The sequence below is a fragment of the Providencia lanzhouensis genome, assembly GCF_050469745.1.
Taxonomy (GTDB): Bacteria; Pseudomonadota; Gammaproteobacteria; order Enterobacterales; family Enterobacteriaceae; genus Providencia; species Providencia lanzhouensis.
Map to the genome: position 1 here is coordinate 1,592,581 of NZ_CP174123.1, position 13,460 is coordinate 1,606,040.

At 43.3% G+C, this 13,460-nt stretch carries 16 protein-coding genes; 15 read left to right on the forward strand and 1 reads right to left on the reverse strand.

Annotated elements, in window-relative coordinates:
• The 5 genes from ACIH2S_RS07440 (at window position 1) to ACIH2S_RS07460 (ending at window position 5,423) form a co-directional block, all read left to right on the forward strand.
• Complete coding sequence (locus ACIH2S_RS07440) at window positions 1-1,461, forward strand: DUF3383 domain-containing protein (RefSeq protein WP_430248423.1); 1,461 nt, start codon at window positions 1-3, stop codon at window positions 1,459-1,461.
• 13 nt (window positions 1,462-1,474) lie between these two features.
• Entirely contained in the window at window positions 1,475-1,921 is a 447-nt protein-coding gene (locus tag ACIH2S_RS07445; RefSeq protein ID WP_051473540.1) for a phage tail fiber protein, read from the forward strand.
• On the forward strand, window positions 1,921-2,331 hold the full coding sequence (locus ACIH2S_RS07450; RefSeq protein ID WP_108477893.1) for a hypothetical protein: 411 nt from the start codon (window positions 1,921-1,923) through the stop codon (window positions 2,329-2,331). Before ACIH2S_RS07445 ends, ACIH2S_RS07450 begins: the two co-directional genes overlap by 1 nt.
• Before the next feature lie 195 nt (window positions 2,332-2,526).
• Complete coding sequence (locus tag ACIH2S_RS07455; RefSeq protein ID WP_430248425.1) at window positions 2,527-4,893, forward strand: hypothetical protein; 2,367 nt, start codon at window positions 2,527-2,529, stop codon at window positions 4,891-4,893.
• A 65-nt stretch (window positions 4,894-4,958) separates the two neighbouring features.
• Window positions 4,959-5,423: a hypothetical protein gene (locus ACIH2S_RS07460; protein WP_430248426.1), complete on the forward strand. Its 465-nt coding sequence runs from the start codon at window positions 4,959-4,961 to the stop codon at window positions 5,421-5,423.
• 221 nt (window positions 5,424-5,644) lie between these two features.
• Here the strand turns inward: ACIH2S_RS07460 and ACIH2S_RS07465 are convergent, their stop codons facing one another.
• Complete coding sequence (locus ACIH2S_RS07465; protein ID WP_430248428.1) at window positions 5,645-6,442, reverse strand: LexA family protein; 798 nt, start codon at window positions 6,440-6,442, stop codon at window positions 5,645-5,647.
• A gap of 100 nt (window positions 6,443-6,542) precedes the next feature.
• On the opposite strand from ACIH2S_RS07465, the gene ACIH2S_RS07470 reads away from it, so the two are divergent.
• The 10 genes from ACIH2S_RS07470 (at window position 6,543) to ACIH2S_RS07515 (ending at window position 13,455) form a co-directional block, all read left to right on the forward strand.
• On the forward strand, window positions 6,543-6,716 hold the full coding sequence (locus ACIH2S_RS07470; protein WP_241541906.1) for a hypothetical protein: 174 nt from the start codon (window positions 6,543-6,545) through the stop codon (window positions 6,714-6,716).
• Window positions 6,717-6,781: 65 nt separating this feature from the next.
• Window positions 6,782-7,513 (forward strand): BRO-N domain-containing protein, encoded by a 732-nt coding sequence (locus tag ACIH2S_RS07475; RefSeq protein WP_430248430.1) that lies wholly within the window; start codon window positions 6,782-6,784, stop codon window positions 7,511-7,513.
• Window positions 7,514-7,579: 66 nt separating this feature from the next.
• Window positions 7,580-8,362 (forward strand): ORF6N domain-containing protein, encoded by a 783-nt coding sequence (locus ACIH2S_RS07480; RefSeq protein WP_430248431.1) that lies wholly within the window; start codon window positions 7,580-7,582, stop codon window positions 8,360-8,362.
• A gap of 44 nt (window positions 8,363-8,406) precedes the next feature.
• Entirely contained in the window at window positions 8,407-8,646 is a 240-nt protein-coding gene (locus ACIH2S_RS07485) for a hypothetical protein (RefSeq protein ID WP_430248432.1), read from the forward strand.
• Window positions 8,647-8,707: 61 nt separating this feature from the next.
• Entirely contained in the window at window positions 8,708-9,460 is a 753-nt protein-coding gene (locus ACIH2S_RS07490) for a phage baseplate protein (RefSeq protein WP_430248434.1), read from the forward strand.
• 258 nt (window positions 9,461-9,718) lie between these two features.
• Window positions 9,719-10,606, forward strand: coding sequence for a baseplate hub protein (locus ACIH2S_RS07495; RefSeq protein WP_430248435.1), 888 nt, complete (start codon window positions 9,719-9,721; stop codon window positions 10,604-10,606).
• A complete protein-coding gene (locus ACIH2S_RS07500; RefSeq protein WP_196712324.1) occupies window positions 10,593-11,279 on the forward strand; it encodes a Gp138 family membrane-puncturing spike protein in 687 nt (228 codons plus the stop codon). The genes ACIH2S_RS07495 and ACIH2S_RS07500 overlap by 14 nt, the downstream gene beginning before the upstream one ends.
• A gap of 3 nt (window positions 11,280-11,282) precedes the next feature.
• Complete coding sequence (locus ACIH2S_RS07505) at window positions 11,283-11,636, forward strand: hypothetical protein (protein WP_154600747.1); 354 nt, start codon at window positions 11,283-11,285, stop codon at window positions 11,634-11,636.
• Window positions 11,633-12,823 carry a baseplate J/gp47 family protein gene (locus ACIH2S_RS07510; protein ID WP_430248438.1) on the forward strand — a complete coding sequence of 397 codons (1,191 nt, stop codon included), beginning with the start codon at window positions 11,633-11,635 and terminating at the stop codon, window positions 12,821-12,823. Before ACIH2S_RS07505 ends, ACIH2S_RS07510 begins: the two co-directional genes overlap by 4 nt.
• Window positions 12,823-13,455 carry a DUF2612 domain-containing protein gene (locus ACIH2S_RS07515; RefSeq protein WP_196712326.1) on the forward strand — a complete coding sequence of 211 codons (633 nt, stop codon included), beginning with the start codon at window positions 12,823-12,825 and terminating at the stop codon, window positions 13,453-13,455. Before ACIH2S_RS07510 ends, ACIH2S_RS07515 begins: the two co-directional genes overlap by 1 nt.
• The last annotated feature ends 5 nt before the right edge of the window (window positions 13,456-13,460 follow it).

Below are 13,460 nucleotides of genomic sequence, written 5' to 3' on the forward strand. Positions count from 1 at the left end.
ATGAAATCTATTCCGGCAAGCGATATCGTCCAGATATTGCCCGGTGTCGTTGGCACTGGCGGCAATCCACTGGCTCTTAACGCATTGTTTATCACCAAAAAGCAACCGGCATCCATGCTAGGCGTGAAAGCTTTCGGCTCTGCTGATTTAGTGGGTGAAGTGTTCGGCAAAGACTCTAAAGAGTATGAAGCTGCGCAGGTGTATTTTGCAGGCTTTGATAACTGCACGGTGTTGCCTGATACGCTATTTATCGCATCCATGGTCACGACAGCACAAGCGGCTAAGTTAGTCGGCGCTAAACTTCCAACTCGAACTGCTAGCGAATTTGCAGCGTTGCCACAAGGTCTGATTTTAACTATCGATGGTCAGGTCACTTCTGTGAACTTTGAAACTGAAGTTAACAGTTACTCATCTTTGGCGGCGGCAGTCACTACGGCTTTAGGTGCTGCGGCAACGTGTACTTATGACACAGGCGCTAAAGTGTTTGTCATCGAAGGCGCAACAAAAGGCGCAGTTGGTTCAATCTCGTTGGCTGAGGGTGATTTAGCAACATTCATGGGGTTAACAGAAGCATCCGGCGCGCAAGCGAATAACGGCATCAACGCAGACACTATCGAAGAGCTGCTACCTCGCATCACCAAAGAAACGACAAACTTTGTTTCTATCGCGGCGATTGATTTTACAGCCGAAGAAAAGTTAGCAATTTCTCGCTGGGTTGCCCTGCAAAAAGACCGTTATATGCACGTTCTGTATCAAACAGAGAACGGTGAAGGTGAGTTAGAAACTATCAGCTCAGCAATTAAAGAGTCCGATATCGGCGGCACGTGCCTGTTTTACGGTAGCCACAAACACGCAGCCTTTGTCTGTGGATTTGCAGCAAGCCTGAACTTTGATGAGCTGAACGGTCGCACAAACTTGGCATTCCGTGGTCAGGAAGGGTTAACGCCTTCAGTAACAGATAAAGCACTGGCAGATGAATTAATAGCGATGGGCTTTAACTTCTACGGTGCATACGGCACAGCCAATGACCGATTCATCTTTGTTTATCCTGGTTCCGTGTCAGGTAAGTTTAAGTGGGTTGATAGTTATGTGAATCAGGTGTTCTTCAATAACCAACTCCAATTAGCGTTAATGACGATGCTGAAAAGCTTTAAATCTGTACCGTACAACGAAACAGGCAAGGCAATTCATCGTTCTGCCGTGGCGGATCCGGTATTCCAGATGATTAATTTTGGCGGCATACAAACTGGCGTTGAGCTATCAGAACAGCAAAAGAAACAAATCAACATCGAAGCTGGATTTGATGCGGCATCTCAAATTAACACGGCGGGTTGGTGCATGAAGATTGAAGACACGCCAGCGCAAACACGCGGTCTTCGCAAATCAATGCCTCTGAAACTGTGGTACGCCGATGGCGGCAGTGTTCAGCAAGTTAATCTCCCATCAATCAACGTCCAGTAAGAGGTAAAACATTATGCCAATGGGACATAACCCAAGAACATTAACATCAGCAAATGCCGTTTTGATGATCCGCTGTAAGGGCGTTTATGACGAGTTCGTGAAGTTACAAGGTTTTCAGGCTGATAACGCGTGGAACTTTGGTGACGCAAATATCGGCGAGACTCGCATGGGTGTCGATGGCAAACAGTCTATCGGCTACACGCCACACGAAACGCAATGGACGCTTTACTTGGAAGCAAACAGCGTATCTACACAAATCATGGAAAACATTCGCAAGGACTTTAACGCGAATATGGAAGCCCGATTTGTGGATATCGTTGTCGAAATTCCATCAATCGGCAAACGCTACAGCGCAACGGGCGGCTTAACGTCAATGACTGGCGGCGCAAGCGGTAAAAAAATGCTCGACGGAACAAGCTACAACTTCAACATGGTCTTCGAAGGTGCTGAGGAAATCTAATGACGCTGAAATCAAAAACTATCACGATTGAAAAGGGTCGTGATGCCGGAATGATGTATCAAGTTACCGAAATGCCAATTGCCAAGGCGGATAACTGGGCGATGCGCGCACTGTTCGCGATTGCTAATGGCGGTGTGGACTTGGAAGGCGTCAATCCAAACATGGGAATGCTAGGCATGGCCAACGTCGCAATCAAGGCGCTGGCAGGTATTGACCCAAACGTCGGCATCCCTCTGCTTGATGAGCTTCTGGATTGCGTGCAAACCATCCCATCGGGCGGAACCGCTCGACCTCTGTTACTTGAATCCGATGTGAAAGACCTCTCGACCATGTTCGTTCTTCGCAAGGAGGCGTTAGCTATTCACTTGGATTTTTTAGTGAACGGCGGTGGCTCCAGCTCGAACGATTAAAAGCAGGGTTACCGCTTCGTGATGGTGTTTTAGCTGAAACAAATAACGTATCTACTGTTGCGTACCAAGTGATAACCGCGAAGTACGCAACGCTTCACGAACTCCACACGATTTACAGTCTGGAAGATGTTTTAAACCTCCTAGAAATCCATCAGGTCGAATCGTACAACAAGCAACTAATGAGTGAGATAAACGATGGCAACGCTAATTGACACGCTTCTTGTTTCGCTGAAACTCGATAGCGGCGGTTTTGCTAACGATGCGAAAAAGGCGACAACTGAAAACGATAAGTTAGCGGACTCTATCGACGCTCTGAATGAAATGCTCGGCGGCGTAAATGAGACCCTAAAAGGCACGAGAGAGCAGCAAAAAAAAGCCAAGGAGCAAAGTGATAGCTTCACAAAGTCGATTAACAATGCGACTAAGGCACTGGCTGGACTCTTCACGACCATATTCATGTCCACGGGATTAACTAAGCTTATCGAAGATACGGCTCGGTCAAATGACCAGCTTAATTTTCTAAGTAAAAATCTCGGCATGAATGCCACGCAAGTTAAACGCTGGCAGGGTGCCGCCGAGCTGTCGGGTGGAAGTGCTGAGGGCATGGCTTCCAGTATGGCTAACCTGAACAAGTCTCTTTGGGATTTGGTGACGGTAGGTGATACCTCAATCCTGCCTTACTTTAACGCGCTGAACGTGGGTGTGGTTAAAAACAACGGTGAGTTGAGAAACCTTGATGATATCTTGTTGGATGTCGCCGATAGCCTTTCTCAAATGTCCAGACCTCAAGCCTATAACTTCGCTAAGAATATGGGCTTTGATGAAGGAACGATAAATATGTTATTGCAGGGTCGCCAAGAAATGGAGCGGCAACTTGCACTGCAAAAAGATATCGTTGTTTCGTCTGAGCAAGAGTTAGAAATCAGCCGGCAGTTACAACAACAAAATGCGCTGGTCGGTATGCAATGGGATGGGCTGAAAACGTTACTTGGTAACTACCTCATCCCTTATGCATTAAAACTATCCGCTACAGTGACGGGCTTCCTTGGTTATCTGAACAAGAACAGAGATACCGCTATATTCATCTTCAAGGCGCTTGGAACGGTAATCGGTGTCACGCTAATTCCGATTGTACTAAAAGCGGCTACGGCATTCTTGGGGCTGTTTGGTGCGATTGGTTTACTGCCTGCTCTTTTATTGTTGCTCGGTGCCAGTTTATGGATGCTGTATGACGACTTCAAAAAGTGGAAAGAAGGCGGGGAGTCATTACTCGGTGAGTATTGGGAAAAGTGGGATAGCACGATTACGCCGATACTTGAAAAGCTTGATGAGATGGGGGATTGGTTCATCAAGTCTGATTTTAGTCGATGGAGCAGAGACATCGATAGAATCAAGAAATCATTTGATAGCATTAAGGATTCAGTATCCTCTCTAACCAGCAAGCTTCTTGAGCTAATCGGGATAGATCCGAGCAAGTTTTCTGCTGATTGGGTTTTCGACAAGATAATCGCGGGAGTTAGACGGGCATCAGAAACGCTAGCATTGTTGCTTGATGCCTTAAATAAGCTTACTGACGGTGATTTCTCTGGCGCTTATGACTCATTGGCTGGTGCTGCTACAACGCTGATAACGGGGGAAAAAGACGGGAGCATATTTAATGCCATATATGGCGAGCCTACAAATAAATACATCGAAGAGCATAAGGCAAATAAATCTTTAGCTTATAGCGGTATGTTTGGAGGGCTTAGGGAAATTCTCGGGCTTCCATCAGCTTCCAGTGATTCATTCACAGCTACTAGTGTAGAAGTTCCTAGCCAAAATAAGCGCATCTATAAAACTGATAAAGGTGATATCGTTCGAGAGGACGGATCTAGGGCGTGGAGAAATAACAATCCTAGCAATATGATTTGGGGTGAGGCTGCCAGAAAGCAGGGAGCTATCGGTCATGATACTAACGCGCAAGGTCATACAATGGCTATATTCCCTAACAGAGAGACTGGGGATAAAGCTAGGCGCTGGCTTTTATTTGAGAGTAATGGCGGAAAGCAACTAGGCACTAAGGGCGATTACGGCGCGGGAATTGGATATCAAGATAAAACCGTAGCGCAAGCACTGACGGCTCATTCGCCACCTGAATCGGGAAATGATACTGCTGCATACATTAGAGCAGCATTAGCCGCTCTTGGCAGTACAGATCTTCGCATGGGCGACCTAACTCCAGCGCAAAGGGATGCCCTTATTGCTGTTATTGACCAAAAAGAGGGGCAACAAAAAGGTAAGGAATATTATGTAAATCAATCCAATGCCATGAATAACATTAAGTCATTCAACAAGCAGATATCTACACCTTTTGCTGCTGGCGTGGGTGATTTAGCTAAGGGTTTTTTAGACCAATCTAATGCGCTTAAATCACAAGCTCAAACAATCACAAACAACAAAACGGACGTTAATGTTGCAGGTATTACTGTTAATACTAACGCAAGTACGCTGTCAGGAGTAAGTGAGGTGGCGGCTGAAGAATCCATAAAGAGGGTTTATCAGCTAGTTCCTTCGCTTATTTAGGAATTGCTGTAGTTTGCGTCAAGTCAGTGGCACAATATGTTTAAATAATATTCATGGGGTGAATAATGATTAAGCATATCTTTGTCGGCTTGGCGCTATTTCCTTTAATTGCATTTGCTCAAGTGAGCAATCTTGGAATAGGAAGGGATGTCAGCGGAAATGTAAGAATTATTGATGGCAATTATGAATGCTCGTATGGAAGCATTACAGAGAATGAAACACTGAAAGGAAACTTCAAATCTGCAAATATTTATGTTGAAAATATGGAGAATGAGACCATTTTGTTTATAGCCTCATTCCCCGGAAATATTTCAGTAAACCCACCGATAACGGGAAAGATAGACCAAACAAAGGAGCTTGTTACATACCGATATACAGACAAAAAAGATAAATCGTTTGTTATCGGAGCAAGCTCATCAAAGGGGGTTTACGCCATGATTGCAGTGAAGAATGACCTTCTAGGTGCAAGTACTTTAATATATAACTGCAAGATGATTAAGAATTTAGAGCATCCAATGCCTACCGATTGAAACAAACAAGCCCACAAGTGGGCTTTTTTATTGCCTGATCGCCATGAGATCTAAAATGCTAATATTGATACAGTAGCCTATGTAAATCAAAGTGTTACGAATAGCTGAATGCAAGCATTACTTCTGCAACATCATGATATATATAGAAAAGTGGCTGTATTGATCCCAGCAGGATCAATAAACGACATTTGGGGAATCCAGCCCGTCCTTGGGCTGGGTGGTTATTTCTTACTGAGTAGCTGTTCTAGCATAGACTCTATTTTATCTAGCCTTTCAGAAATACTGTCATTTGTGGCTTCAGTTTCTTGCTTTTTAGCTTTATCGCTGATGTTTTCCATAAAGTCGGATATCATCCCGCTTCTGGATAGCATAATAACATCTGGCGAGAGTTCGTGCCTTGATTCTATTGCTACCCCGATTATAGATATGTTTTTACCAGCTAAGATATTCATATAGCTTGGGTTTAAAGGGTGCAAGTAATACTCACCTTGGTCTATTATCAATTGCTTAAATGTTACATCATCACTTGATTCAATTTTACATAGAACAAAATCACCGTTACAGACATCTGATTCTGGGTCGAATATTACAGTGCATCCCGCAGGGAAGCTTATTGTTGAATTAGATTGCATGGAGTCACCATCTAACTTGACAGCAAAGGCTGAATCAGGCGCAAGCCTTGGAGCAGGAATGTAATCATATCCAACAACATCATCACCACTAGAAAGGTTAGCTGCCTGAACAAAGGTGATAACAGGAATTAATGGCAAGGTTATAGTTGATCTGACTCTTGCTATATCGGGAGCCTCTCCAACGCCAGAAGCTAACCACTCAGGAGTGGTTCCAAGGGCGGCGGCTAAATTATTCAATGCATTAATGCGAGGGCGAGCCTCACCGCCTTCGTAAGCTGCAATTTGTCTTGTTACAACCCCTACCTTTTTTGCTAATTCAGATTGAGTTAGACCTAGTGAGTTTCTTGCTGCGGCAACTCTTCGAGGAAAACTATCGTTAAAGTTCATAAATGCACACCTAAAAATCATTGACTCATTATGAATTTTGAGTATTATGATAATTCATCAATGAGTATATTAAATTCAAAAACACATAATGGAGTGAATAATGAAGCAAAACACAGTTAAGAGCAAGCAGATTAGTTACCGCCTACGCCCTGAGGTAGCTGAATTTTTAGAAAATTACGCAGCGAGAACGCATCGTTCTATACAGGGTATGCTTGATACTATTATGGATAGAGTGATCGATAAGGAAGAAAAAGGTGAAAGTATTATTCAGTAAAAGGCCTCATCCGCGCAAACAGTATGAGGCCAGTTGCCAAGTAAACCCGATAAGGAATAAATGACATGAACATTGTAGCTAAAACAGACTTAACTTTCCAGAACTTCACATTCAATCCAATCGTTGAAGATGGTCAAGTGTGGTTAACATCAACTGAAATTGCACACGCATTAGGCTATAGCCGCACAGATAACGTAAGTAAGCTTTATGCACGTAACGCTGATGAGTTTACAGACTCCATGACAATGACCGTCAATATGACGTTCAACGGGATAAACAATAGCTTACGTAACAAATCGGTCAGAGTTTACTCACTTCGCGGCGCTCACCTAATCGCAATGTTTTCTAACACTCCAGTGGCCAAAGAGTTTCGTAAGTGGGTATTGGATATCTTAGATCGTGAGGTTGAGTTAGGTAATCATTCACCAGCATTTAATTATCATTACCCAATTGAATCAGCTGATATTCATAACCGTAAGTTTGATAACGCTTGGCTGACACCTAGCAGTTTGATTGACAACAAAAACCCTGCGCCAGAGCTTGATTTAATAGAGCAATTAGAGCGTGATGGCTTTGATGTTACTGGTGCAAAAGTTCGTATTCATGCATTACATAACAGTGCTAAACAGGCGGTACAAATTGAAGAGCTGTTTATGGACACAAAGAAAATGCTACACCGATTGAAAGATAGCTTTGATGTTGGCTCAAGACTAGGAGGTGCAAACGTAGTATTTGAAGGTAAAGACAAAGGAGTGATGATTAGTGGTAACAAAAAAAGAAATATTGGGTGTCATTAAAAACAGAAAAGCCAACAGTTCGCACCTGTTGGCTAATCCCAAACTAAACCAGAAGGAAAAGTTTTTATGAGTCAGATTAGATTAGCAAATAATAATTCAGTTGTCACGTCGAGCTATTTTCAGGTGCCGGAGGTCTATTACCGTCAACAAAAGGTGATCACTACAGAGTCACTGGCTATTGGTTATGGTGCAGATGTAAAAAATATTCAGGACAACTTTACCAACAATAAAGATAGATTTGTCGAAGGTAAGCACTATTTCAAGCTTGAAGGTCAGGAATTACAAGAGTTTAAGAGCTACCCCGATAATTTCGGGTTAGTTAATAAATTTACAAGACACGCTTATCTCTGGACTGAGCGCGGAGCAAGTCGCCACGCAAAAATGCTAGAGACAGACCAAGCCTGGGATTACTTCGAACTACTGGAAGAAACCTATTTTTCTTCACGTAAAAATTCTGGCTTGCCTGTTAACTATATTGAGGCGCTGGAAAGCTTACTTCAATCAGAGAAAGAGAAAGCGGTAATTGCGGCTGAGCGTGACCATGCAATAGAAACAAAAGCATGGATTGGACATAAGCGCGAAGCTACAGCAATGGCCACTGCATCAAAGGCTGTGCGTGAAAAGAACGCTTTAGCAGCTAAAATTGGTGAAAGTAAAAAACATGCCACTGTTTTATCTGTAGAGAAGAAGTTAGATAAAAAGTTTAAATGGCATCCATTACGTAAATGGTGCTTAGAAAATAACGTCACACCAATGGAAGTGCATGACGACAGGTACGGATCAGTAAAATCATGGCCTGCCGAAGCTTGGAAAGCTGTTCATGATGTTAACTTAGCTAAGTTATTCTAGACTCACATAGCCCAAGGATGGGCTAACAATCAATAGGTGAAAAAATGAGCATTACGTGTGATTTTTGCGAAAGAAATGCCCTGAAATACAAAAATGTATATTTTATCGCAAATGATAGTGGCGACGTTCATATCTGTGAAGATTGCGCAAAATCAGCCACCATCTACGCTGAAGAAGAAAGAGAAAAGAAGAACCCTAAAAACAATAAAGAATTCAAACAGGCATTAGAAAAAACTCAAGAGAAACACGCTGACGTCATTAACCAACTAGCACGTCACGACTAAATAATCCTCAAATATTCACACCACGCCTCTTAACTGAGGTTTTTTACGTTGGAGAAAAATCATGTTCGGAATGCCAGATATACCAAACTGGAAGAATATTCCTGACGCTGCCATTAACGCCGGAATTAGCTTAGGCGGAGGCGCGTTAATCAATACTCTATTCGGTAACTACTGGGGAATATTCAATGAGTTCGGCGTTCCATTACTGTTAGCTGATAACGTGATATCTCTTCAGTACCAGAATCAGAGTCGCGTAGTGAATGCGCCGATTGAGAAGGGTTCTTTCACGAGCTACAACAAAGTCGCCGACCCTTACAAAGCTACTGTTCAATTAAGCAAGAGTAGCGGTGGAACATTGGAGCGCGGGGCGTTTTTAGCGCAATTGGAAATACTCGCCAAGAGTACGCTCAAGTTTTACATCATCACGCCGGAGTATGTTTATAAGGGTGCAAACATCGTTGGGTTTGATTTCGCTCGAGAGGCAAGAGACGGCGCCACACTGATTAAGGTGAACGTGCATCTTGAAGAAATCCGCGAAGTAGTCGTCAAGTACGATGAGGAAGAGGTAACGAATCCTGACGATGCGCGAATCAAGGATACCGGAGATAAAACGCAGCAAGTAGCATCCTTATTTTCTGGTGAAACGCTTGATGAGTTGATGAAGATACTTGATGACCCTACAAAGTCCAAGCTATTAAAAGGGAAAGAGATATCCATGCTTCTTTATAAGGCTATTTCTAACCTTGGTGGCGACCTAACTCAGATACAGCAACAAGCCGAGATGATAGTAGAGCAAGGAGTTAGCCTACAATGATGACAATAATTCCAACCTCTCCAATCCCCAATCAAATTCTAACCTTCACGCTTGATACTGATGAATACGAGATAGAGCTAAATTCTCGTAGGCATAACCTGTACGCGACAGTGAAGAAGAATAACGAATACGTGGTTTGCAATCGGATATGTCGAAACATGACGTACATCTGTCAGTGGTTAATATTTGCAGACCAGCAAGGCAACACAGACCCGATTTACACTGGATTGGGCACTCGATATAAGTTGGTGTGGGCTGATGGCATTTAATCGAAAGAGGATCAGGCTAACGCTGAAATTGAATGGTAAAGACGAAGTATTTACTTCAGATAACCAAAATAAGCTATCAGCCGTCGGTTTGCGTATTAGCGCTGATGTGACGTTTGGCTATGGCTCTCCGGCTCCATACGCACGAATAAGAGTTTATGGTCTACCTCAAGAGACGATGAATAAACTCATCACTGCAAAGTGGCAGAACGTGAAGGCGCTTAGAACATTAATCACTATTGAAGCCGCTGAGGGCGACGGTGATTTTGCTCAAGTGTTCAGCGGCGGGATATTCATGGCATTACCAGAATACTCAGAAGCCCCTAACGTATCGATTGTTATTGAGGCGATGTCGGCGGTTTTTGAAAGCAAGTTAGCGACAGCGGCAGAGAGTTACGAAGGTGTTCACTCAGTCTCTGAAATCATTGCAGGGATATGCCAGCGCATCGGTTTTTCGTTTGAGTCAAACGGTGTTAATGCAGTAGTTGATAATGCGTACCTGACCGGTTCCGACTTAGACAAAATAAGATGGCTATGCGCTAACACTGACCTAGACCTCTACCTTGGCAATAACAGCGTGGCAATAACGCCGAAAGGCTCAGCAAGAAAGATTAAGATTGCCGTCATATCGCCAGACACAGGACTTATCGGCTATCCAATTATCACAAATATCGGTGCAACATTCCGGTGTCTGTACGACCCGTCCATCCAGTTTGGCGCGCTAGTCCGCGTGAAAGGTAGTGAGATTGAAATGTGTAACGGGGATTGGCGAGTCTATGGAATGCGAGCGCAATTAGAAACTGAAATGGACTCCGGTCGCTGGTTTATGGAAATCGTCGGCTCAAACCTGAAGGACAAAAACGTACATGTCGCAAAATGAAACGGTATTACCCTATGACCCTGAAGACTTGGCGGGCGGTGCCAGAACGCAAGAGTTCATCATTAACAGTCTGATTGGGAAAATTGGCACTGTAACAGTGTGCAGGGTTGTGAAGGTTAAATGTGGCGGGGTAAATCCGGTTGGGTTTATTGATGTTAAACCAATGGTGCTCCAAGTGGATGGCGGCGGTAATATCTTCGATAGTGCCACTATCTATAACGTTCCGTATTTTCGTTATCAGGGAGGAAAGAATGCCGTGATTCTTGATCCTAAGGTTGGTGATATTGGAATTTGCTTGGTCTCTTCACGGGATATCTCACAAATAAAGCGCACCAAGAAGGATGCGCCACCATCGACTAAGCGGCAATATGACATCGCAGATAGTCTGTACATCGGCGGCATACTCAACGGAACTCCATCCCAATACATTCATTTCCTTGAAAGTGGAATTGATATTGTTGCGACAGGGGTGATTAAAGCCAAGGGAACAAAAATAATCCTTGATGCTCCCGTGGAAACCACTTCTACGATTAAATCGAAGGGTGATATCACCGACAACACTGGCAGCGGAAACACTCAAACCATGGCAAGTATGCGCGTGACTTATAACGGTCACACGCACAAAGCTAACGGTGAATACGCCAATACAGATAAGCCAAATCAGCAGGTATAACCAATGAAAACACTGTTTCTATTGCCTGATACGTGGGACTTAACCCTAGACGTATCGGGAAATATTGCTATGGCTTCCGATCAGTATGCTATCGCTCAGTCAGTGGCAAATAAATGTAAGGTGTTCATGCATGACATGTACTACTCACAAAATGAAGGTATCCCTTACTTAGAGAAAATACTGGGTAAAAACAGGTATTCATTATCTCTGTATCGTCAGCATTTAGAAGATGCGGCAATGTCAGTTGATGGTGTGGTGTCGGCTAAAGCTGAGCTAAGTACCGCGAATGATAGGGTGGTCAGAGGGAGGTTGATTTTCACTGACAAGCAAGGCAGAGAAGGAGCGATAGAATTATGATCCCCAAGCTAGAAATAACGCCAAACGGCATTATCACACCTACGACACAAGAGGTGATAAGCGGGCTGTGGTCGATGATGAGAGGTACCTTTGGTGAGGGTCTAAACGAAGATATGGACACGCCACAAGGTCAGTTAGTGACAACGCTTGCGGCTATTATTACGGATGAAAGAAATCAGCTGGTTGAGTTATTTAATCAGTTCGACCCTAGATATGCCGATGGTCAAATGCAAAATGCTATTGGCTATATCTACTTTTTGCAGAGAAAGAAAGCAACGAAGTCAGTAGCCGAGTTAACTTTTAACGGTCTATCTGGCGTGTCGGTTCCAGCAGGCTTCAAAGTCCAAGATGACAATGGCAATACATGGTCAACATCGAGGGATGTTTTCATTATGAGCAATGGGCTAGCTGTCGTCGAAGCAACCTGTGATGTTGATGGCATGATTTACGCTCAGCCAAATACAATTAATCGTATTGTTCGGAATATTGGCGGTATTGATAGCGTAACAAACGTCAAGGCTGCGATAGCTGGGCGAAACACTGAAACTAGACAAGAGTTTGAGCTTAGAAGGTCATTATCTGTCTCGAAGAATGCAAAGAACACAAACGATGCCACATACGGAGCTGTTTCCAACATCAACGATGTCATTGACTGTTATGTAATTAATAACCCAAGCGATGCGACCATTACGGTAGGTAAAACCAACTATTCACTGATTAGAAACTCAATCGCTGTATCAGTTGTGGGCGGTGATGATAATGAGATTGCCAAACAGATTTTAACTAAAGCCGGAACCGGGTGTGCGTTTGTTGGAAACACAACAGTAACTTATGAGGATTCTACTAACTTTCCATATATGCCGCCGACCTATGACGTTAAGTTTATTCGACCAGCCCATATTCCCGTTGAGTTCAACGTGAAATTTGAGAATAAAGATTTGCTGACACTGCAGGATAAAGAAGCAATTAAAAACGCAATCATTAATGAATTCAACACAGGGGTAGGCAAGGGGAGAATAGCTAAGCGACTGATCGCGAGTGATTACATTTGCTCTGTTGCTCAGTCAACTAGAAACAGATTGATATCTATTCAAATAGGGCGGAAAGGTGGTGCTTTAGGGAATTATATTGATTTTGGGATAGATGAGTTTCCAGTCTTATCTCCAGATGACATAAGGATGACGTGATGGATAGCATTAACACAACCTTAATGAGTCAATATGCAAACTCCCCAATTATCACTTCCATTCTTAAATCAGCAAACGAATCAATAGACCCATCGAATAATATAGATGACTTCTATTCCCTTGTTTTTAATGTTCATACAGCGCAGGGGTTCGGGCTGGATATTTGGGGGAGGATAGTTGGAATTGATAGGGGCATTTCTATTCCCGATCCCGACGAAGATTACTTCGGCTTTGATGGGACGGAGAAGTATCTGCCATTTAACCAAGCACCCTTTTACAGCGGAGATAGTAGCGAAAGTGCTTATATGATGTCTGATGAATCTTTTAGAGAAGTCATTATCATGAAAGCCTATGCAAATATCATCTATGCCACCGCGCCAAATATCAACGCATTCCTGAGGGATTCATTCACTAGAGGAAGAGCATATTACCTGATTACAGGGCACATGAAGGCGAGGTATGTATTTGAATATCGTCTATCAGAGTTTGAAAAGAATTTAATCTTTACCCATAACATCTTACCAAAACCTTGCGGCGTTGAAGTGAGCATTACAGAGCTGCCAGTGAGTGAGTATTTCGGTTTTTATAAAACTGGATTCCAACCTTTCAATCAAGCGCCTTTCATAAAATAGGTACG